The sequence below is a fragment of the Mucilaginibacter rubeus genome, assembly GCF_003286415.2.
GTDB lineage: Bacteria > Bacteroidota > Bacteroidia > Sphingobacteriales > Sphingobacteriaceae > Mucilaginibacter > Mucilaginibacter rubeus_A.
The window spans coordinates 2,824,652-2,848,155 of record NZ_CP043450.1; the positions used below are offsets into that span (position 1 = coordinate 2,824,652).

The following is a 23,504-nucleotide window of genomic DNA, read 5'->3' on the forward strand; positions in this document are numbered from 1 at the left end:
ACAACTGCCGAAGATCAATCTTCGCTAATTATGAGAGCATTTAAAAGCGGATAGGCAGCGCCGGCGGTGTTGTCTGCTATGATCGATAAATTCCCGTTTGTGTCCGGGCTAACACCCAAAAATGTAAGTTTAACTACAACAAAATCAGGGCTCGCCCCTACTTGTGAAATGCCGCCAACAGTTACCCTCGTCGGACCATCACCGGCTGCGTTATCTGTTGCCGCGGTTTTTACCGTGTAAGTTTTCTGTGGGTTAAGTCCGGAGAGTTTTAAGGTAAAGCTTGTTCCGCCATCCAGGTACCACAAAGTCTGCAGTACATCATCAGGATAATTAACATCACTTAGCGCTCTTTCCGGCAGTTTTTCGAAATGAAGTGTATTAGCCGTTCCAACCGCCGCCGTCATGGACCACCCTAACGCTTCTCCTTGAGAGGAGGACAAGGCCAACTGAGAGCCGATTGCTGAAAAATAAACATTGTTTGACCATCCCGATGTCGTAGCATCAGACCCCGTATTCGTTAAATTAATATATGCAGTTTTGATGACATCAGCCGCCCCTCCCAAATCGCCCCACAGCCACCAGGAATCAGCGCTTTTCTTAACCAGTGTCGCGCCGCTGAATCGTGTTCTTAAACTAAACCTCGCATCCGCCGAATTTATAGTTACGCCCGATGCCGGCACGATCGTTGTTTGTCCCGGGCCGGACTGGGTAATTACAATTTGCTTACCAATAGGGAACGCCACATCAGCATTTTGTGGCACAGTAACCGTATTTGGAGCTGCTGTTAAGATTTCAATGGCCTTATCGCTGAGCTGAAGCGAATAGTTACTATTTTTAAGATCGAATAATAACAGGCCCTGATCCCCGCCGCCAGATACCTCTACCATCCGCTGCATAATAAGCCCAAGGTCAGATGCAGTAATAGCAGGCGTAACCGGTGTTACAAGATTTTCCGCTAACCAGTCCTGCATTTCAGACTGATTGGTGATTGATGATAATCCGTTTAAATCCATTAAATTATGATTATAAGGTAAATTAATCTTAGAAACCCCAACTCAGGAATGTAATCTGTTCCCCGCGTTATATTTAGGTATCGTTTAGGTTAGTACAAATATCTTCAGGTAGTATCTGTGTCATAGGTCGGGCTAAAAGTTGTATGTTTTATTTTCAACAATAGCTTAATTAATATACCCGAATGCCGGCATTCTCACCTTTTTGCTTCCGGATACCGTTCCGACAGAGGTTAATCGCATCTTGTTCCTGCATATTCACATGATATTTCCCTTCATTCTCAAATTGTTAGCTCCTTGTCTACCAGGTTAAACAACCCGGACGAATTTTGTACCTTAACCTTGAAGCGATGGTAAATCGGGTTACCCTGGGCATCCACTTTCGGTAATGGGGCTGGTAACACGTATGTCATATCGCCCAATACCGGAGGAGTTACCGCATACACCCGTTGCCAGTTCCCCCGTTCATTCTGATTAAACAGAAAATAACTGGACTTATTTGCTGTAGCCGGCCAATTCAGTGTATTGGTATCTTCATGGTAAGTGATCTGAGGCGCCTCGGGGTTTAAAGTATCTATCAGACGAACAGCTATCACTTCAGAACCGTGAGTAACCACTTCCTCTTCTTGTTCCATTTCGTTTATGATCTTTCTGACACCTGCAAGGCGATAATACAATGTCTCGCCCATAGGCAAAAGCAACATATCCTCCAATGTATCTGTTACAACATGATCGAGGGCATACCCCTCTGCAATTTCCTGCTGAACAAAAGCCCCCATTCCCTGTAGCGAGATGGCAGCAGTCTCCGCCGTTGTACGGTAAAGTCTGATAGCTGAAATACGATCTATAGCAGAGAACGGGGCAATCTTGAAGCTCACCGTTATAGGCTGCTCTATTCCCGTCGTATCAATGCTGACATGGCGGATAAGCGGGCTATCTGAGGCCAAACTTTGGAGTATACTAACCGGCCCGGTAAACAAGCTTAAAGGGCCAGCCACCAGTTGATTGGTCACTTCTGCTGCTGCGTAGAAGTATAGAAAGCGGGAAGATCCAAACAATTTGTAATCGGTAAATCGTACATACATGTTTTGATCACCCGGTGTCTTAACATATTTCCTAACCATAGGAAAAGGGTCGAATCCCTCCTGCGCCGGACCCAACAGCAAACCGTTAACGTCTCGTATAGCGGGGAGCTTATTCTCCGTTTGCAAACCGGTTTTAACAAAAGCCAGAACAGGAGTCTGTTCCGTTAGCGGCATTAAAGTGCCCCAAATGGCCAGTCTGTATTTTTCCATCCTGACTTCTGGCGTATCGGTAGCATTCACCAAAGACGGCAAATCAGGGACCGGAAAACCGTAAGGCTGCGGCTGGGCTTCGAATACCTGAAAATGTCCAGGCCCATCCACGCTGAACTTCAGGTTAAGCAATTCGGCATAACGCTGATTAAAATGCGGGTCTTCCGTTAATGCCGACAGGTCATTTTTTATATTGTTCACCGTGGCCGGTTGGTATAAGGCAAAAAGTACCTCCTCATTAGTTGTACGATAAAAAGCCATACCGAAAGGGTTACGGGCAACACCCGAATTTTCCGCAGCAATAGGAACGTCAAAGGTAAAAGCCGCTTTGCCCGTAGCGTCTGGCCTAACCTTCAGCCCATAGTTAATAGGTTCATCGGGCTGCAATGGTTCCTGTATGTTGCGGGCAAATAGTATGCCTGGCAGCGATACTCCGGAAGTGAATCCCGTTCCGCTCAGCCTAAGATCGGCCGACTGTAACCCAATCAATGTTTTCCTATCAGTATCCTGCCCAACAGGTAGAATATTTGATCTGTTAAAGGCATGATTTGGCGCTGGTTCAGCAAATAAATAAACTTTGTAACCAGGGTGAAAATTCACCTCGCTGATCAAATCGTTGATAGTTGCGGAAATTTGGATTCCATCGTCAAGATAGGTAGGATCATAAATATAAATGGTCAACGGGTTGCTTTGAACAATGCGGGCAACCTGAACCAGTTTCTTTTTCGTTCCGCCAACAGCAAAAGGCATTCGGATAAGGCCCTTATACCATTCCACATGCGCAACCTGGAGTGTGTCCGGCGTGTTTCGGTCGGGGAATGCAGGATCGTAAGGCAAATTGATCTGTGGATGTGGCACCAACACTATTCCTGATTCGTAGGTCACCGAATAATAACCCGGCATATTCTGGAGTACCCCTTCGCCAAATAATGGCTGAACCAAAGCTCGACCTGATATACCGCCGATCAGGTCCCTGAACGCATTACCTTCAGAATCTACACGTGTTTCAATTACTGGGGCATCGGGAACAGAGAAATCGACCAATTCAACATCTGCTTGCACGGGGAGCCAGTTAGTGGTTTGTTTTAAGTTTTCAGTTAACGTAAACCGACTATTCAGCGAAGGCTGCAATACGTTTTGTGTCGTTCCGTAAAATCCCGGATTTTCAGGGTCTTCTGTTGCTTGTGTGCTGATCGATTTTTCAATGATGATACGCAGACCATCTGTTGCGGAAACCAAGGAAACCACCACAAACTGGCCCTCCTGTGTAACCAGCAAACTGCCGGCAAATCGTTCCAGGTCCCCGTCGTCCACAGATGGTGCAATTAAGGTTCCGTCCAACAGGCGGTAGCTGCCGGTATTTAACATTAGCAAGCGGTCGTCTCCATTGGCCGTAACAATATCCGTAATAAGCCCCGAAACCTGACGGATCGCGTCCGGCTTGAACCAAGTCCTGATCGTATCCGCTTTGACCACGTTTTCCGCGTGCAAGGGTACATCGGCAGGCAGATCGGAGATATCAATAATATCCAGCCAATTAAATGTTAGCCTGGTGAAACTAACGTCCTTTCCTTTAAACCTTGTATTGCGACCGGCCAGCCAGTTTTGCTCCGTGGCCGTTGTTAGCAGTAGTGTGTCTTCCTGCTGTATATATTGCACAGCGATATCTGCCGGAGGCGACAATCTGTTAACAACTTGAAATTCGGTCGCGTCCGTTGCCATTTCATCACTCAGAACCGAGGCGCGCGCGAACCAATTGATTCCGTAAATGGCATAATAGTGTACACCTTCTTTTTGTTCTAAGTGAATATAAAGGCTGTCCGGGTTATCAGTCACCGGAACATTTTCCGGGATACCTGTATCCGGAAAGGCATCGTCATATGCGTAATAGGTAAACCCAATAGTCTTTTCCTGTGTAATCTCCGGTTTTACATAAGCAGCCTGTCCCTCTGCCCTATATTCGATACCGTAAAGCACAGGCCTCGTATGTTCAAAAATATTAAAGTCTCCAGCTGGATCATCATGATCAAAAAAGCCGGGGCTTGGTTTTTCATAAGTAAATGTTTGTCGCCCGATATTGACCAAACGGCGCCGGTCATGGGTTGCATACCCCCGCGAATCAAAAACCTGACTACCAGCATCACCGATTTCAGTAGGTAATTGATATGTGATTGGTCTTATTGCCGGTTTAAGCGTCAGGCGCGAATCGGCCACGGCCGTAGGCAGCGCTGCATACCTATGCTCTACTACCGCACCTCCAGAATTGCTACGGTTGGTATAACGAACCTGGTAAATAAATTTTTCTGTGGTTGAACCTGCGATATCTGTATCAATAAAGCCCAGACCAAGCATGCGGGCAATATGATAATCCAGGGCCATCAGATTCAATACATCCAGGTAACTAACCAGCAAGCCAGGAGTGGATGGATCGGCATCTTCATCCTTGACCACGTCCTCCGCTCTTGGATCGGTTTCGCTCAAACTCAAATACTGTGTGAGCATATCCTTAATAGAAGGATCGTTTGGCCTGGATATTTGCCATTTGTCCTGGTAATTTGCCACTCTCACCCTTGTACCGTCGTTATACTGAGGCCAATGGTTGTCAATCTGATATTTGGTATTATCCAGGCGACCCAACACAACCTGATCATCAAGGGAAAGCCCGAACCCGTTACCTACAGGAGTCCAGTCGGCGTCGGTCCTTACCGTTAAAAAATCGTGATAGGTTTCAAACGAAAAACTCTGTAAAAAACTTCCAGCTGTTTTTTGCAGACGAATCCGTGCTATATTATCTCCATAAATAATCTGCTCTCCGGTGTCTGAAGCAATTCTTTCCCGAATCGTAATAGTTTCCACCTGCCCCTGATCACTATCCGCTATGCTAAGCATCTCCAATTTCAACAGCCCTATTCCGCCGCTTCCCGGTGTCCTGAAATCAAAACCCGCCGAAAATGCCGTTTTGTTCAGCAACTGAAATTCTAATAAACCGTTATATGCGCGAAGGATATTAGCGGAACCTGTTTGCGGATCCAAGCCCGCAGCTATTTGATTATACTGCCCTACGTCCATGAAGGTCAGCTTCAGGCGATGCGTAAATGACCGGTTATCTACTATCGCGTTAAGAAAATAGGTCCAGCTACTATCCGCGTAATTGACAGAAGGCCTTGCCCCATCGAACTGCAGGTTGAACCTTAGCGGAGTATAAGGGGTCCTATACAGTTGTACAAAATCATTTACCCTGTTGTATGGGTTAGCCAAGCTGCTTTTATGTATAAGACTGCCCGCAGGTAAATGGTTATTACCCAGTTCGCCGATGAGACTCCACCGTAAATGGATACCGGACACAATGCCGACAGTACCATCTGCTCCTGCAGCCTGAAGGTATAAACTTGGTGAATTATTAATGTATTCTGGCCCACAAGGATCAAGGCCCACACCATCCAGGTTTTTTTTCAGTGTATCATATACACCCAGGAATCTGATGAGTGCGTCATCCAGCACCTGCTTTTCAGGCTCGGTTATTTCCGTAAACCGAGCCGTAAAAACCACAAAGTTTTCCTTAACAATCCGAAACGCCGTACTGTAGTCATAATACCCTAACCCCTCCGAACTGACAAAGAAATCGCGGGCATAGAAATCCCCTGCCAGAAAATCCCCAGGTTGAGGGTTGTCACCGACATTGAAATTTACCTCGTAGAAATCATCTCCTTCAAAATCACCCGGAACAAAGTCAGGTACTGTTCCATCAATTCGATTGCGGATGCGGATCGTTATATTATACAATTTCCGTAGCGAATCCATTTCCAGCGTCTTCAACAGATTTGTAATCTGTTCATTCGAGGCAAATGCTCCGCTTAACTGCAGTGCCCTTATCGAGGCCAGACAGGCGGCTACATTACTGTAATCGGCCAGAAAAGCGTAAGTAGTATTGATAGATGGCATTTCTTTCTTTATAAGTTTTCTTAATCCTTCTTACTCAAATATTTTATGACAAATACGGCTCAAGTGCAATGGCCGGACTATCATATTGCTGGAAGTCGGTTTCATAGTCTATTCCATTGAATATCTTGTACCGGATGCTCAGCTGCATTTTACCCACAGGCAAGTCCATAATTTCGTTGGTAATAAAGACGCCGGAAGTATCTGCAGCATATAAGCGGATAAAAGCATCCGGATTCAGGGTACTACCGTCGGAAAGTACAATGGTCAGTTTAAAGGTATCCTCCAATGAAGCCGCCGGTAATTTAGGATCATTGAACGGCTCTGGGCTGGTTATCACCAAGCCAAGAATACGCTTAACCTGATTATTGCCAGGACCGGTGTTCACCACCAGGCGGATGGCCGTATTAACGGCGGGCTCTATCGCAATCAAAGCAAGTCCTCCATAAACGAGCCTGTCAAATGGCACAGCATACCGTACCACGTTCTCCGGCGCTCCTTCGGTCAGGCCATGAATCAGCGGTATAAGCTTACTATTAACGTCAGCATCCGAAAAGCTTACGTCCTGCCTATAGATCGCGTACCTGGCGGGCTCGCCGGCGTTGTTCAGCACAAAACTACCTGCCTGTTCCTGCAGATCGGCATACCTCGAAGTTTTGAAGCTGAATTTATGGACTTCTATACTTTGAGGAGAAATACCGGCAGGCGCATATACGGCTTTAAATAAAGCTGTATACAACGTATTAGGCTGCAGATCCGGAAATGCATAAAAGCCATGACGAGTCTTCTTTTTTATCGGCACCGGCATTTGGTCGCATGCACCTTTCGCCGCAGCCTTGTTCAGGTAATACAGTGTCTGTTCATCCTCCGGAAGCATCCCCACGTTATCATCGGTGATAAGTACCTCCTGCACCGGCGACCATTGTAGCGAGGGCGTCAGGCTTACGCCGAAGGGGTCTATCAACTGCACATCAAGGCGGCTTTGCACCTCAGGCAGCTGCTTATAGGTATCCCAATCTGCATACATGGCATTCAAATAAGGTTGTGTAAAAAACAATTTGACCTGCGGGAAATGGCAAAAAACTGGTTTGCTCAGATTATAACGCCCCTGGGCATCCGGGAATGAGCGGTTGTAATCGATATAAGCTTTCAAACTGGCCAGTTTGAAGGAATCGGTGCGGTCCTGCATAGCAAGTTCATGATACTTGGTACTGTGCTGATGGAAATGCCCTATTGGCCCGGCGGTTTTGAACCCAAAGATATGGGTGCGCATTGCGGAGCCCGGAACCTGCCCGTTGACACGGTCTTGCGTTTGAATCAGTATAGCAAACGTGGTATTGGGGCGCCACACCGGCTGTATGGTTTTATTGATGCTATCGCTCAATATATCGACTTCTGTAATTAACTGTTCATGGCTGCCTGGGTTATCGGTTTCCTTTTTTCGCAGCTCCTCGGTAATATAACTCAACGTGTTTAGGTAGGCAGCCCCTGCAATTTGCAGGTAAGGTTGCAGCTCTGACGGAATAGCCGTACTCAGGCATTGAATACGGTCAAGATAGATATCCAATTGACCGGAAACTCTGTTCACTGAAATCAGCAGTTGTTTGTATTGTTTCGTTCTTAACTTCCCTGTCATACCATCCACCGTGTAAGGTGCGCTGGCCTCCAGTTTTCTAACATTTGCACCGTTATACAGTGTAAGCCAGATAGTAAAAGTTGGTACTGCAGCCTGATCAGTGTATGACGCTTCAGGATCAACGGTTCCGGACTGGAGCAAATGAAGCGCAAAGCCTTTCCTCTGTCCGGAGCTTTCATCCTGACTGACCTTGTACATTAGCGTACTAACTCCCCGTGTATAAGGATCGAACATAGTGGTCACGCCAGCCGAAAAATTACCATTCTCTACACGGAGGGCAGGATAATAAGGGATCACAAATCCGTCAGCATTGCCCTCGTACTGATATATATTATGTAGTTGCAGGTAATCGCCGTTATCTTTCTCATAATAGCCGCGGTTGCTCCAGGGGCCACCGCTCAAAATACCGTTAATATTACCGGAAAGGTCATGGAGTGAATCAAGTGCCCATTCCGCTACTGTACCAGGCTGGTTGTGATAAGCCATACCCCGCACCTCTTCTGCGCTGAAACTTCGATTGAACAGGGTAGCAAACAACAGTGCCTTTTCCAATTCGAATCCCGGCTCTAATGCCGCAATTTCTGGTGTTACCAGCACATCTGGAAGCTCCAGGTGTCCGCCTATTACCCAATCTCCCAAATAATCGGCAGGAGGAAAAGGATCGAATTCCAGGCGGATCAGGCTGACCGCTTCATCTTCATTATCATAGGCAACTTCCCTATTTTGCTGCCCCGCTGGCAACGTGATAGTAAAACGCAGCAGAGTTGTTTCCGTAGTACTGCCATAGAAGTCAGGTGTATCAAGAAGTGACATCAGGCTTACCGATACGTCCTGGTTGTTGGATCCAAATGCCAGGCGCAATGACAAAACCGGTTCCGGGAGCCGGATATATAATATTCCCTGTCCCTCAAGGCATAAGCTTTCCGCCCCGAAACCATTTTGAAATTTCACTGTTCCCGTTGTCCCTGTCAGTGTGAACTCCAGGCCCTTATAAGTAAAAGTTGTACCAACGGGATAAATCGTTCCGTCCGGCACCTGCGTCCAGTCCACGACATTCTTCCTATGGATCGTGTCATAGCAAAAGATGTCCTGCTGTTGAACATATCGTGCATCCATATCTGCAGTAGTTTGGGACGATCCTCTTGAATAGCTGAACATATTCTGCGAGAGCAGTCTGATCTTATTATATTTATTTTTTTCAGCAAACTGCCAGTAACCATCCTTAAGACGGCTGAGCTCTATCGCATCTGTTCCTGTATTACCTGCCACAATTGCGGTTACCGCCTCGTAAACATGGTACGGCACCCAAGCCGAGCCCGTTTCGTTCCAGGCATAGATCTCGAGACGAGTCATCTCATATTCGTGCTTCACCTGCTTATTGATCCCTTTTTGCGGAGGGATCATTTCCGAATAGCCCTCTGGCACCTGGTTCGAAGTGCCGCCCAGCGATTCGATAACTGGTTTAACGGGCTTCAACAGTTCGATATCGATAAAACTGTCCAGCGGAATTGTTACATTATCTGACTCTCCCGGAACCAGGAAATTATATTTCCAACCCGAGTTTCCTGGAGGTGGTATGGTTACTGAATTTTCATTATTCACATAATTCAGTGTAAATGTTTCTCCCGATAAAATATTCAATGCTGCTGCCGGCTGATACCCTGTTGACGGATCAGGTAATTGTAATACTGCAACCGGGGCCAACAATGCATCCTGATTGTCGTTAAAATGCCAGGTTAGGCTCACCGTAAGCTTGATATCAGGAATTGGCCATGGAAGATTAAGCTTCACCTTGAAACTACCCGTAATATTGAAAGGGTGCGGTGCCTCTACTGATAGCGTGGCAGAAACAGCTATACCAAATTTAAACTTCCAAACCTTGAAGTAAGCATAACCGGCTACCTGGATAAAACCGCCAACCTGAACAGGCTTGAAGCTGACAAAACCGCCGATATTTAACGAAGCTCCAAACCCAAGCCCCACCGGCCCGAAAGATTTATTAAAATCAAATTTGGCACCTGCACCTGCTTTCACGCCCTGTGAAGATAACATCAGGTAAGCGTATCCCTGGAACAAGGTTAAGATTTCGGCTTGTACCCTGGCACTATCCGGCGAATCCTTTCCTACATTGATATACCATCCGGAAGCATTATTAAAGAAAAACGCCATATCAAGCGTACCTCTCATATCCAGTATGAGGCCTTTGATATCCCCCTGGTCCGGAAAGCTATATTTCGCGGAAAGCGTACTGCGAAAAGAATCGTCCCCAAAAATGATTACTGCACTAAACGGTGGATCTACATCGTCACCTAAACCAAGCCGGTTTCGCAATATACCCGCCTGCCCTTCGATCAGAAACACGTCTGGAAGCCCAAGCAGCAGAAATAGTTTGGAAGAAAAAACGAAGCCCGAATCAAAAGCGGTAGCTACAGACATCCCCGCCCCGAAAGAGTAACCAGGTCTATTTCCAAATTTATCAATCGCAATTCCTTCCCGGCCCGTTATTGTACTTGGAACTTTATAGTAATCCCACCATGTTGCGGAGTCCGGGAGCTTAGGGTTGGTAGCAGATTTGTCTGGCATATAATGTTGCCCAATTAATCCGCGGAACCCATAAATGCCCAAACCTGTTGCCCCAAGCGGTATCGGGGCAGCCAATTCCAATCCTACATCCACAACAAAAGATGGCACACTCGGTGTAAGACGCATCCCTGCGGAGCCAGATAATCTTAATTTGGGAGCCGTAAAAGTAACAGAACCTGTATATTCGGTAGCCGCAGCAGTGGTGCTGATTGCGGGGTCCGGATTACGCATACTGAGATAACCTTCCAAAATAAAAGCGGCCTTATCCTTGCCAACGTTGCCCGGAATCGTCAAATCTATGGCAATGGTATCGATACTGATAAAATTATCGAATGGTTTACCTGCACCGTTGTCTACCGTAAAGTAATACTTAATGCCGTTCCCACTTGCACTTACACCAGCGTTGCCTGTGTTAATCATACCGTCAAAGCCAAAAAAAGCATAGCGACGATCGATACCGTTAAGCTTTTTGCTGTAAGGGCCAAGCGACATGTGAGATACTTCCAGGTTTACCGGCCCTACTTTCAAACGTACGGATGCCGGTAGTAAAAGCTCTCCTCCGTCAAATTCCAGGCTGCCGTCATCCCAGATTACCAGTTTTGATATTTCGATATCCTTCGGAAGGACATCTCCAAGCACAGGCAGGTCGGCAATAAAACTTAATTTGCCCGACGTCCTGATGTAAAAACGCCCGCCTCGGCTGCCTACCTCCAATGTGCGGATATCCAGCTCAAAAACATTAGGAAGCCTAATTGGCGGAAAAGTCCCATCCTGCGGCCGGGCACTAATCTTAAAATCTCCGTTATCCTGGTAAAATGCGTCAATCAGAATAACAACTACTTCCCCGTTTTGTTCAAATCCCGGAATAACCAGTTTACCGCTTATGGCGGAATTAACGATACTATTATGTTTAAAAGTGATCGAAAAATGATCAAGCTCGACACTAAAAAGACCAAAATCTCGATGAATAGATCCTGAGTCCGCGTCGATCCCTATTGTACCGGAGATTCCTCCCGTTCCTATCAGGAGGTTTCGTCCATATATGGTGGCACTCGGGCGTGAAGGATTATCCTGACCAAATCCGCCAAAGGTTACAGAAGCCTGTTGTACATACAAACCCATAAAATCCGGCGAAAATCCTGCGGCGTCGGCCTCCGGGATATTTGTCTTACTGCTCAAATCCAGTTTTGCTTTGGTAAACTCGATGATCAGTCCCGTATTACCAATCTGATTGTATTGTGGTATCAGCGAGCCCTCCAGTTCCAGCTTGGAACCTATTCCCGATTCGGTATCCACATAAAAGGTTGCCTCTGCAAACCTGAACAAAGAACGTGTATTCGGAATAACGTTACCTTTATTATCCACCGGCTGTAAAATTGTAGTTGGGAACTCAATTCCCGCCGAAAGGGTCAAACTGGCCCTAACCCAGGGCTTGATCAGTTTTTGTATATAGTCCTCGATCCCGCCAGGAACAATCAGGTTATAGAATTGCTGCAGTTTCTCCCTGGTTTGATCAAGGTTCCCGTCCAGTAAATATGCCGCAAACATGAGTTCCGAAATACTTACCGGAATATCAACGTTCTGCCGGATCAGTCCTGCCACCATCGACACCGTGGGTACCTGGCCGGCCGGCAGGCTTAAATGCGCGTCAGGATATAATTCATTAATATCATCTATCAGCTGCTGGTATCTGGAAACCGAAGCGTCTGCCGGATCAACGAAATAGTTCAGCGTATGCGCCAACACCTGCTCGTCCGTTACTTTAAACACCTGCAAGCCAAGCTGGTAAAAACCATCCGGAGAAAAAGAAAACCCTTTCAGGTTAAAAGTACCGAGGAAGGCTAATATATCCCACTGGTATTGCAGCGTGATTGGAAAGGATGATATGTTCTCGTCCCCGTTCTCGTCAGGGTTTAATACAAAACGCAGCCCAAATGGCAAGTCGATACCAATATTGGCCGTAACAATATCCAACTTATAAAAAGCTGCGTCGCCGCGATAACTTTTGGAATACTGGAAATTTTTGTAATGGATTTTGTCAAGCAGGGCCTGTAAGCCTTCCTGGGCAAAAGACAAAAATTCCGGCAGATCGTCCACCGTGATCACTTCTGATAAACTCGGATAGTATCGTTTGGTTATGGCGCTGGTCTGTGTGGGCATATTTAATTATTTATACTATATACTCGGAGTTATTTATTTTTTGAGATTACACCTATAAAATCAAAACTCAAGCGGGCTTAGTTATGTAATTCTTGACATATTGAATTTTCACTTAAAACCCTATTAACCAATGTTTTTATTAAGTATTTTCTTAAGCCTTTCCATCATTAAATAGCGAATAGTATATAAGTAATAGTCATATTTTACTTCCGTCAATTGGTGGCGTTAGTAAAAAATCGCGCCACCCCATAACAATTTCTCTTAAATCTGATGTAGGCATAGTGTAAGTTCCCCCCGACCGATGTTCAAACTCAACGCGATCCTGATAAATCAGTAGATCTACCATCTCACTACCTGCTTGTATTTCGCTATTGGGGTCAGCTAAGGCGGCGTCAATGTCCGTTAACAACCCATGATCAGGGTCATCAATATCATCAGGTCCCCAGTCATATAAAAGATGTGTTACATACTTTAAGTTTGAACCTGGTATTTTATCTATAATTCCGTCGTTGTTCTCATTTTGGAAGTCTATTCCGTATTTATCAATTATTTCTTTTCTCACTTTCTTATTTTTTTAAATGATGGATGCATCGTTATTATTACATTGTTGTTAATAAATAAAATACATTCTTCGCCGTCGGACATTTTGCCTTTGTAAGCACCCAAGCGTTTTATATATCTTCTGTTTTTAAACGCTAAAGCCATTTCCTGTTGCTTGCGTTGCTTGCTCCAACTATCTGGAAAAAACGTAGAATAACCTTTGTTTGAACTTTTCTTAATGAATTGAGGTTTAAACATTTCTTCATTCCAAATGCGTATTTTGGCCTCGTAATAACCTAATCCTGTAGGTCCTACATCTCTTTTCGAGTTTTCTATGATTTCTACCTTGTCTTTCACAAGTGCCTCTATAGCATGCACTCCTTTTGAATCTTTAATATAATCTCTTTCTAAAAGAGGATCTCCTCCATCTTTCAATATTCGCGTTGGCCGTCCTTCAAATATTTCGATTTGTAATTCTGGTGAATCATTTATTATAAATTTTAAGTCTCTTAAAAAGTCAATATCTTTTCTTAAAGTTCTAAAAATTGCGAGATCCTCAACATCTTTCCATGTATCTATCAAAGTATTGTCGTTATTAAGTGCATTAAGCACGTCGGGATCTGCATTACCAAAATCGCCTATAAAATCGTCTCGTTGTAAAAGCGTAAATTCATTTGGCAAGCCTGCCTGATCTATTCTTCTCCATATGACAGAATCTTCACCAAACTGCTGGACTAATCTAACACGAAAAATTTCTTTTAATTGATCTGCATCACCAGCGAACCTCGTTAATATGGCTAAAGCATCAGAGTTAAAATCATCCGGGAGAGGCCCTTGTAGTAATCGTTTTGAAGCATTACTCATTAACCTCGATGTTGCCAAATCCAAAGCACCCGAGAAGAGTTGCATGACTATGAAAATATTATCCAGCTTGGTATAAAATTCACATTTAGCTTTATCGTACTCGGTACCATTGATATCACAATACAATTCCTTTTTTTTGCTATATGTAATAAATATATTGCCTAACGAACCTGTGATTTCAACTACTCCTAAAACTCCCTGAGCAAATTCATATGTTGCTAAAATGTCGCCAGCCGCCGCTGTTTCTAAGCCTAATGCTACGCGCCCTAATTTATAAATGGTTCTGATATGCCGCAGCTTACTCAGATTTCCTATTCCGGTTGCAGTGAGCAAGATATCAACTGTCAATTGTATACCTGTGATTAAATTTTCTGTTTCTTTTTTATCATCAATATATTTTAAGTAGAAAATTGGAAGGGCTGCAGTATCTTCACCGTTAACGCTTACCGAGATAAAATTAATGCTCGCTGTATTAGCATCTGTATTTTTTATAGTTATTGTTTGGTAAATATTGTAAGTACCAATTATGTCCGTTGGTAGTTCAGCTATTTTCTCAGTGACATCTATTTTGGTACCCTCAAAAGAAAAATCATAATTAGTGGTATTAAAAATCCAAAACTCTTTCGCAGCCTCATAATCTAAAGCAACTGGTTTATTGACGTACTGTGAGGGATCTATTACATTATCCTTCAACGTACCATCAATATCATAAGGATTATACGAGCTTAACAACCAAAGTTTATATAGTTCACTAATTAAAATCTTCAAGTTTTCAGCACCAATCCCTTTATCATTAACCTTATCATATAAAACCTGAAATAATGTTACATCGTCATCATAATCGGTTACACTAAAATTCACTAAACCAGCCAAAAACTCATCAACTTGAGTTGAGTCTACAGAACGAACTATTTTTATCACATATTCTTCTTCATTTATAATATTTGGAATTACACCCGATATTTCTCCTAAAATTGTTCCGGTTGCAATAAGTTTAAGGATAATAATTTTGTTATATGCCGGTACAATTTTCAAGGCATTTATTGGTAAAATATATCCCAGCCAATACAATCGGTTTTCGATTTGTTCATTTACGGGGCTTGAAATTATAACCTGATTAGAAAAAGCACTATCATAAAAACTTGTCAAATTATCAAGGTACTCTTGAATGGTTTGCAAAGTTGGATTTATAAATATAATACCATCAGTCCATTCATTATTTTGATTTAATATGTATGTGTTTAAATCAGAATCCTTGTTTAACGAAGGAAAAATCTCTTTGTTTATCCTGTGAATCTGCAGTGCGATCAGAGATATTAAATAAGCTCCCGAGTCCTTATCCCCTATAAAACCATCGTTTGTAATAAAATGAATATTGTTTAAATAAAAAGCCTTACCAACCGGGTTTAAAGGAATATCTAACGGCGGAGCCACTTTAACAGTTCTGGCAGGGAGTAAAATACTGCCTAAATCATCTGCTATAATTTTTTCGCCTGCAACAAAATCCCAGGTATACCTGTCAACTTTGCAGAAATCACTATAAGGTGCTTCAATTCTTAGTTTTTGAACAATTACGGCATCATTATCTACGGCGAGCGCGATATTGCCATCCTTTAATTTGGCAGTAACGAGCTCATTTAATTTGATTTTTTTGCCTAAATATTGTAAAAACTTAACCTGATCGTAAAATCCAGCAGTAGCATACTTTTTACCAACATCTTCTGGTCGAAAATCACCGGAATATATATGGCTGTATTTTATATTTTTAAGAGCAAACCCTGTTACGAATCCAGTCTTATTTTGAAATTGAACTTCAGACAAGTCTGTTATCCTCCTGACTTTATAATCAATAAAAACTGCTACATCTGCCATATTACAAGGAAATTTCGAGGTCTAAAAACAGTGAAGTGATGGGCGTATCTTTTATAAAATCCGAATAATCTTTTGAAAAGTAATACCGATTATCTAATGAATAGACAAAGCCCCCTGGCTCATTTAAGACTAATCTCAATTCTCCAACACCGGTTTCACCAACTATTCCCACGTTATATTTTCGATATTGAATACTTTCTGACGATATTAATGAGCTACCATCTTCGAATAAATCGATCAAGAACAATCTCGGATTTATTAATTCGTTCGTTTTGATTAAATCTTTTAAAAGATCATTTTCGTTCTTTGTCAACCCTAAAATTACTTTAGTAGGAATTGTACCATCCGTTGACGAAAGTTTTAGTCCTGTTACAGTTTGAGTGCTATCTGTGAAAGTTTTTATATAATAATAAAATGGAGGAGGCAATTGATAGGCTTTATTATCAGCTACTGTTCCTGAAACCGAAGGAGATGACTTTGAGTCAGCCGTTACCGTTCCAGAAATTGTTACTACATTGTTTAACACATCAACTGATTCTGAAATATAGCTGACCCTATTTAGCGTTTGCGTAGCCTCGTCACCCGTATTTATTTCATCGCTCACTACCGTTGTCTGAACTGCAGAAACTCCATATTGAATATTACCATAATAATGGTTAATGAGCTTTAATTTTTGGAGTGTTATTGAGCTATTGGAAGTATCATCACCAGCTTTTAATAAAGGTGTAGCATTGATCCCATCAAATACATCATCGAAAAAGTTTGGCTGTGCCAATACGTCCACTGTTTCTCCCTGATCATTAGTTACCTGCCCTGCAACGTATTTGTACGTCATCCCCTGATAAATCAGAATATTAAAACAGGCAATATTCAATTTATTATTATCGGCACCCGTTGCCGGGTTGGATAGTGCAATAACCTTTGTTAAGGCTATGGGACTACCCTCGGCATCTACGGGGAGTTTTAAGTCATCCGGCCCGCAAAAATTATTGCCCTGCGCGTTATCTACCTGGGCTACCTGCCCGTAAAACATTGTATTAGGATTATTATCCGTAACAAATTGCAGAAATATGGTATTTAGTTCGCCCGCATGGTTTTGCAGGCCTTCATCCAGCAACAACGGCCAACCTTGACTACCATAGATCACCGGGGTAAGCGAATTCGCCATATTTCCTGTTTTCAAGGACTCAGCCCCGTTTTCTTCAATCAGGTAATTTCCATAGAAATTATAAGAGCGTGTCCGGTCGCTTTGGATATACAGGTAGATCCGGTTTTTTGTGGCGAAACGATCAATAACAGAAGTATAGATATCCTGTCCTTTTTTAACCGATGAGGCCCCTGCCTGATAAACTGTTACGCTACCGGTATCAATGCAATGAAAACCGAAGTAAGCAGCCACATCTAAAAACTGGGTTATCTGCTCTCGTTTAACTTTCGAGGCGAAACTATCCGCCTGCGCATCAATCATAATCATAGACTCTGCCAGGCGTGCATAAGCCAGATCAAACACAAAATCTCCATTTGGTTCCGGCAGGGAGTAATCACCATAATTCAACACTATATCTATTCCACAGTTACCTTCCGCAAATCTGCCCAGAGATGAAGCCATTTTAATTAATGGTAATTCAAACGCTCCCGCACTGTCTTCCTCAAATTCACCGTTATTCTCCACAATAACAGCTTCCTTAAAGAAAAAGCTATCAAGAGAGAGGTTGTCTGTTTGATGGTCCGGATCAAAACCAATGTATTTGGCCAGGAATTCGGGAACCCCACCCTCAGCACCCTGGTAAAATGCCGTGAAGGCAGCATTGATCTTAGCAATAAAATCAGATGAAGATTCTGTAGGCGGAAGCACATTGTCACCTGTAAAAAAATCACCTTTCTTAAGCCCCCGGTAAATGAAATATTTGATATTCAAACCAGCGATAGGCTGTTGATATGGCCGTAGTATCAGGTTTACCCTGTTGGTGTCACCAGCCTGCGGCTGAATCAGCACAATACCGCTGCAAATCGCGTACGCCATAGTATCGCCACTTGCCGTAAACTTGCTGGTTAAACGGAAAGCCTGATCGCTAACCGGCCCAAAGGCCTGCTCTGCTACCTGGCTGATCGCGGCCGGATCAGTAAAAAAACAAGATGTTGGAGAAAATCTGGATATATAACTGTTGTTTGGCATAATTTCGATTAATCCTTGATAACAATCTCAAAAACTTTCTTTATCTAACAGTAACAAATTGATGGTACCCCATCCCCGCTATCTTTCACTCTATATTTTCATTTTCAAGCACTGATTTATGTTTGATCGCTATTGCTCTTTTTTAATTTTTTAAAATCATAGTTCCGCGAAGTCATTAGTAATCTACCCGATAAACAGCTTACCAAATTCATTTTCTACTTTTTGAGTTCGGATATGGCTCCATAGAGACATCAGCAAGAATGTTGCAACAATGCTTTTCAAGGAGATTTAGAGTTTTATAAATAGTTATAATTGATTCAAAAATTTTCAGCCGAGCTGAATAATGGCTGTTTGCGTGTTTTTATTATATTTTAAGGATCCCACCTTAAAGGCAGTTCCCGGGTTATGATCATGATTGGAAACCATAGTTGTTAGATCAAAAGAGTTAGAACTCACAGGCGTCCCACCGGTATTGACAAATTCTGTACCGTCCAGGCTCATACTTCCCCCAAGATAAGTCTTTAGTGATAGCGTAAAGTTCCCAGTCTGCGGCTGACCGTACCAAACTGCGTACAAACCAATTTCCACAATAGCAGGTGATGCGGGATAAGCAGCGAGAAAACTCCTGATCCCAATCAGTACTCCCTCTGCTGTTGTATTAAACGTTTGACTATCCAGTCCCCACCATAAATAAGCATCCGAGGCCGGAACCGTGTTTGGCGGCACCGTGGCGTTCGCGTTACCGTAACCTACATATATATTATCCACCGGTGTCCCATTATTTTCATAGCCCACCAAAATATCCAGATCGGTTCCATCCGTGGTATTCCAGTTGTAACTTACCGCCATAAAATCAAAATTATCGATGCCGGCTGTATCCGGTGTCTTGTAGGTTACCGTTCGCGTGGCCACATGGTAAGTTAATTCAATGATGCTCGGCAACACTGCTTCCGAATGGTCACCGTTGGCACCTCCTGCCACCTTGCTGGTAAAATTCTGGATAGGCGCTGTACTAACGCCGCCAGTTGAAGATGGTATATAAGAACCTGAGCTCCCGTTCAGCACCATGACTGCTCCGTAACTTTTAGTTCCGAAAGCGCCTGTTATTGGTGCCGCAGCAGCCGACCTCCCGCGAATATCCATAACGAATTCGGTGACTGCCGGATAGTCCGCAACGAGTTTTTCCAGATTAAACTCCAGGCGCCAGTTCAATACCGGCTGCGCAATCAGGTCAGAAGCTAAGATATAGGCATTTGCCGCAGCAGTTAAAGGCACAATGTTATTGCCACTATATGCCGCCATATGAGCTACAGAGACTTCAGAATTGGCAATCAAACCAATAACATCCAATGAGGTATCCGAGAACAAGTCAACCGTGAGCACACCGGCAGGTAGCGGAGTTTGTGTGGTATCATTGACAATAATTTGTTTAGACAAATCAGTATCGCCTGCTTTGGAAGCCGTGATAGTGACACTCCGGGTATCTCCCGCGTTATAATTCGGCTCAGCATAGTATACGTTGCCACTGAATACCCCTTCAGTAGCTGAAAACGTATACCCTGCGGTAATATTCTGCGTAGTACCGTCTGACATTGTAGCGATCACCTGATAAGTTGCGGTTGCACCTTCATCCACCGAAGATGGGCCGGAAATTGTACGTGAGACGATCACAATAGGTGAAGTATCTTCGATAGTGATCTGCCGGAACACATCCGGAGCCCCTTTTCGCTTTGCGGTGATGGTAGTCTGGCGAGTATCCTGGGGCGTATCATTCTTTGAGACCGTAAAGTGGTTGCCAGAGAATGTTCCATCGGGGCAGGAAAAGCTATAATCGGCTGTGAGGTCACGGCTGCTACCGTCTGAAAACGTTGCGATCAGTGAATAGTCCGCGCTCTCACCTTCAGCTACAGAATCGGGTCCGATAATAACGGCAGCTACCGGCACAGAACAAGTAACTATGAACAGCGATTTCGTCCCAGACCACCCTTCCGCGGTAAGTATTCTGCCACTGAGCGCGTAACTCCCGCAGGCAAACGTACCTGACAATTCAGGTGTTCGCACATCTGCGATAAGTTCATCATCGATATACCATTCATAAGCGAGCACCGAAGCCTGATCGGCCGCACTATCAAAACTAAATTGAAAATCAGCCTGTTGTCCGGTTATTATCCGTTCACCTTGAATACTAAAGGGCGGACCTGTCAAACTACTCGTATTAACCATATTCATTATTCGTTTTTCGGCGGCAGGAAATACCTGCTTCCCGATTATATGCTAATAATCACAATCCAAAGACAAGCACTCAACGATGATTTTTCATCTGCTTTCAACCTGTTAACAATAGCCAATCCACGAAATTCTATCAGCTTCCGGCATCATCTATTTCAGGAGAAAAAAAACTATCAATAATTAGTATGGAATACTATTTTTCATAAAAAAATGGTTTAGCCAAAATATTCAGGAGCTTATGAGTCAACGTAACATCCCTTTAAGCAGCTTTTTTTAATTGCGTGATTTAAGTTTAGGTTAAATTCAATTTACATTACAGATAAAAAAAATACAACTTTATATATCTGCAAGAAAATTTATTAGCAAAGCATGTTTTAACTACATCCTCCTAAGGTAAAGATAGACAAGTAATATTAAAATCAAATGTTTTAATTAAAATACTTATGAACATATATTGAAATTAAAATCTTTGGTACTATCACGGGCATCAATGAAGATAATCCAGACCTTTCTTTACTCGATCGCTTCTTAAAATCGCTCATACTAAACCAGCATAGCGAAATGTATCTCTGCATTTGAAACAGCGCATCTATCGAAATAATTAATTAAGCTGTTTCTAAGAGAGATCGTTCAAAGCCCAATACTTTTCATTCTGCTAAGCCATTTTGCAATAAAAAAAGGCTGTACTATAATTTATAATACAACCTCTTCTTTGTGGATTTTAAACATAGTACCTGCTGCTATATCAGCGGAAGTTTAATCTATATCATAGGTAAGCACCCTATCTCCTATTCCCCTTTCAAACTTTTCACCGGGTTTGTTAACGCGGCTTTGATTGCCTGGTAACTTACCGTCAAAACAGATATCAGCAAGGTTAATGCGGCGGCAATTACAAATACCCATATATTGATACTGATCCGGTAGCTATATCCTTTTAACCACTGGAACATTAAATACCATGCAATTGGGGCAGCTATGCAAAATGAGATTGCAACCAACTTCAGAAAATCGCACGAAAGTAGTGTGGTTACGCTGGCTACTGAGGCGCCAAGTACCTTTCGAATACCTATTTCTTTGATCCTGTTTTGTGCCATATAGGCGGCAAGGCCAAATAACCCGAGACATGAAATAACAATTGTTAAGCCGGCAAACAAGCTGGCCAGGGTACCAATCCTTTGTTCGTCGCCAAATTTTTTAGAATATTCCTGATCAACAAAAGTATACTCGTATGGATAATCGGGGTTATACTTTTTGAAAATGGCCTCGGCCCGGCGAAGGTTCTCTTTAGTTGAGTTGGCGTTATTAAGTTTATAGTGGATAATATTAAACCATGAACTCGGCCCTTGTATCAGCATATGTTGTACAGGTTCGTAAGGCGAACTGATGATAAAATCTTTAATAACGCCGACAATATGCCAGGCTTTGGCGTCTTTGCCTTCACCCTGGGTAATTACTTTGCCTACAGGATCTTTAAGGTTCATGATCTTAACGGAGGCTTCGTTAACAAGCATAGCAGTCGAATCTGTAGGATAATTAATTGGATCAATATCCCTGCCGGCTACCAGCTTGAGCCCCATGGTTTTTACCAGGCTGCCATCCGAACTGTAGATGATAAAATCTACCTTATTGTGAGGCGTTGAGCCGGGCCAGTTAAAGCCCCAGCTATCGCTGTAACGCTGTGTTATGGGCGAGTTTGTTTTAGATACAGATGCTGCTGCACCACTTGAAAGCAATTCATTTTTGATAGATTGATAATGTTTATCAATATCGCCAGACATGAAACTGAAAACCAGGTTATCTTTTTTATACCCGGTATCCCTATCTTGAGCGTACTGTAACTGCTGGCGGATAACTATTGTACAAATAATCAGCACTACCGCGAAAGTAAACTGAATAACTACCAGTAATTTACGTGGCGTAACAAGTGCGTTTGCTGCCTTAAATGTACCTTTCAATACAGCCACTGGTCTGAAAGATGACAGGTACAAGGCCGGATAGCTACCCGAAATAATACCTGTAACCAGAATAAAGCCAAGCGCTATGAGCCAAAAATATGGATTACCATAAGGCACATACAATTGCTTTTGAGTGAGCTGATTGAAGCCCGACATGCTGATTTGTACAATGATAACTGCAAAAACACCCGCTATAGCGGCTATCAAAACAGACTCGCCTAAAAACTGCCAGATCAATGATCCCCTTAATGCGCCAACTGTTTTACGAATCCCCACTTCACGCGCACGCGACTCGCTCCGGGCGGTACTTAAATTCATGAAGTTGATACAAGCAATGACGAGAATGAGCACCGCAATGAGCGAAAACACCCTTACCCGTTCAATTTTCCCGCCAACTATCTTACCATCTTCAAAATGCGAATACAAATGCCATTTAGTTGCCGGGTGCAAAAACTGCTGAATATCTTTGGTATCCGAATGGTTTTTAGTGAAATTTTCAACGGCTGCGTCGGCGTTGGCTTCTGTTACCCCACGTTTTAACAGCACAAACGTTTGAATAGAATTATTGCCCCAATATTCATCATCCTGACCAATCTTTTTCAGGTACGACCATGGTAGCAGGTATTCAAAATCAAAGCGGGTATTATTTGGCAGATCTTTCATCACGCCGGTTACTTTGAAATAGGCATTGCTATCTATTTTGACCGTTTTGCCTATCGCGTTTCCATCTCCGAAAAGCTTTTTAGAAAATTTCTCGGTGATGACGATGTTATGCAACTCGTTCAACGCGGTCTTGGGATCTCCACTAATCAGCGGGAAACTGAACATAGAAAGGAAGTCCCCGTCGGTAAAGTCGCCGCTTGCTGTAAGCCGCTTATCGCCAATAGTAAACAGGAAATTGGTATTGGTAACCCGGGCAACTTTTTCCATTTGGGGTAATTCCTGTTTCATTACCCTGCCCATAATTTTAGGGGTGGTTTCCCAGCTCCATAATTTCCCGTCAAATTTTGATTGATTGTAAACCGAGTAAAGCCTGTCCCTTTTTTCGTGAAACTGGTCAAAGCTCAGTTCATTCTGGATCCACAACAAAATGAGCGCTGCACTGGCCATGCCAATGGTTAAACCAAGGATATTAATCAGGGAAAATGTTTTTTGACGCAAAAGGTTACGCCAGGTTATTTTTAAGTAATTTTTGAGCATATGTTCAGGCTTTGATAATTATAAGACGCAAGTACCTTTTATTTA

The 23,504-nt window shown here is 43.3% G+C and carries 8 protein-coding genes; all 8 read right to left on the bottom strand.

Annotation, left to right across the window (positions count from 1 at the left end; translation table 11 throughout):
* Positions 1 to 14: 14 nt before the first annotated feature.
* A complete protein-coding gene (locus DEO27_RS11385; protein ID WP_112566243.1) occupies positions 15 to 1,013 on the bottom strand; it encodes a hypothetical protein in 999 nt (332 codons plus the stop codon).
* A 278-nt stretch (positions 1,014 to 1,291) separates the two neighbouring features.
* Positions 1,292 to 6,247: a hypothetical protein gene (locus DEO27_RS11390; protein ID WP_112566240.1), complete on the bottom strand. Its 4,956-nt coding sequence runs from the start codon at positions 6,245 to 6,247 to the stop codon at positions 1,292 to 1,294.
* Positions 6,248 to 6,290: 43 nt separating this feature from the next.
* Complete coding sequence (locus DEO27_RS11395) at positions 6,291 to 12,623, bottom strand: hypothetical protein (RefSeq protein ID WP_112566237.1); 6,333 nt, start codon at positions 12,621 to 12,623, stop codon at positions 6,291 to 6,293.
* Positions 12,624 to 12,819: 196 nt separating this feature from the next.
* Positions 12,820 to 13,185: a hypothetical protein gene (locus DEO27_RS11400; protein WP_112566234.1), complete on the bottom strand. Its 366-nt coding sequence runs from the start codon at positions 13,183 to 13,185 to the stop codon at positions 12,820 to 12,822.
* Positions 13,182 to 15,899, bottom strand: a complete 2,718-nt coding sequence (locus tag DEO27_RS11405) for an EndoU domain-containing protein (protein ID WP_112566231.1) — start codon at positions 15,897 to 15,899, stop codon at positions 13,182 to 13,184. The genes DEO27_RS11400 and DEO27_RS11405 overlap by 4 nt, the downstream gene beginning before the upstream one ends.
* Before the next feature lies 1 nt (position 15,900).
* On the bottom strand, positions 15,901 to 17,817 hold the full coding sequence (locus tag DEO27_RS11410; protein ID WP_146749950.1) for a hypothetical protein: 1,917 nt from the start codon (positions 17,815 to 17,817) through the stop codon (positions 15,901 to 15,903).
* 585 nt (positions 17,818 to 18,402) lie between these two features.
* Positions 18,403 to 20,019, bottom strand: coding sequence for a hypothetical protein (locus tag DEO27_RS11415; RefSeq protein ID WP_146749949.1), 1,617 nt, complete (start codon positions 20,017 to 20,019; stop codon positions 18,403 to 18,405).
* 1,073 nt (positions 20,020 to 21,092) lie between these two features.
* Positions 21,093 to 23,459 carry an ABC transporter permease gene (locus DEO27_RS11420; RefSeq protein ID WP_112566222.1) on the bottom strand — a complete coding sequence of 789 codons (2,367 nt, stop codon included), beginning with the start codon at positions 23,457 to 23,459 and terminating at the stop codon, positions 21,093 to 21,095.
* Between the last annotated feature and the right edge of the window lie 45 nt (positions 23,460 to 23,504).

Coding starts and splice junctions, on each gene's coding strand:
- DEO27_RS11385 (WP_112566243.1), bottom strand. CDS start 1,013: ATGGATTTAAACGGATTATCATCAATCACCAATCAGTCTGAAATGCAG.
- DEO27_RS11390 (WP_112566240.1), bottom strand. CDS start 6,247: ATGCCATCTATCAATACTACTTACGCTTTTCTGGCCGATTACAGTAAT.
- DEO27_RS11395 (WP_112566237.1), bottom strand. CDS start 12,623: ATGCCCACACAGACCAGCGCCATAACCAAACGATACTATCCGAGTTTA.
- DEO27_RS11405 (WP_112566231.1), bottom strand. CDS start 15,899: ATGGCAGATGTAGCAGTTTTTATTGATTATAAAGTCAGGAGGATAACA.
- DEO27_RS11420 (WP_112566222.1), bottom strand. CDS start 23,459: ATGCTCAAAAATTACTTAAAAATAACCTGGCGTAACCTTTTGCGTCAA.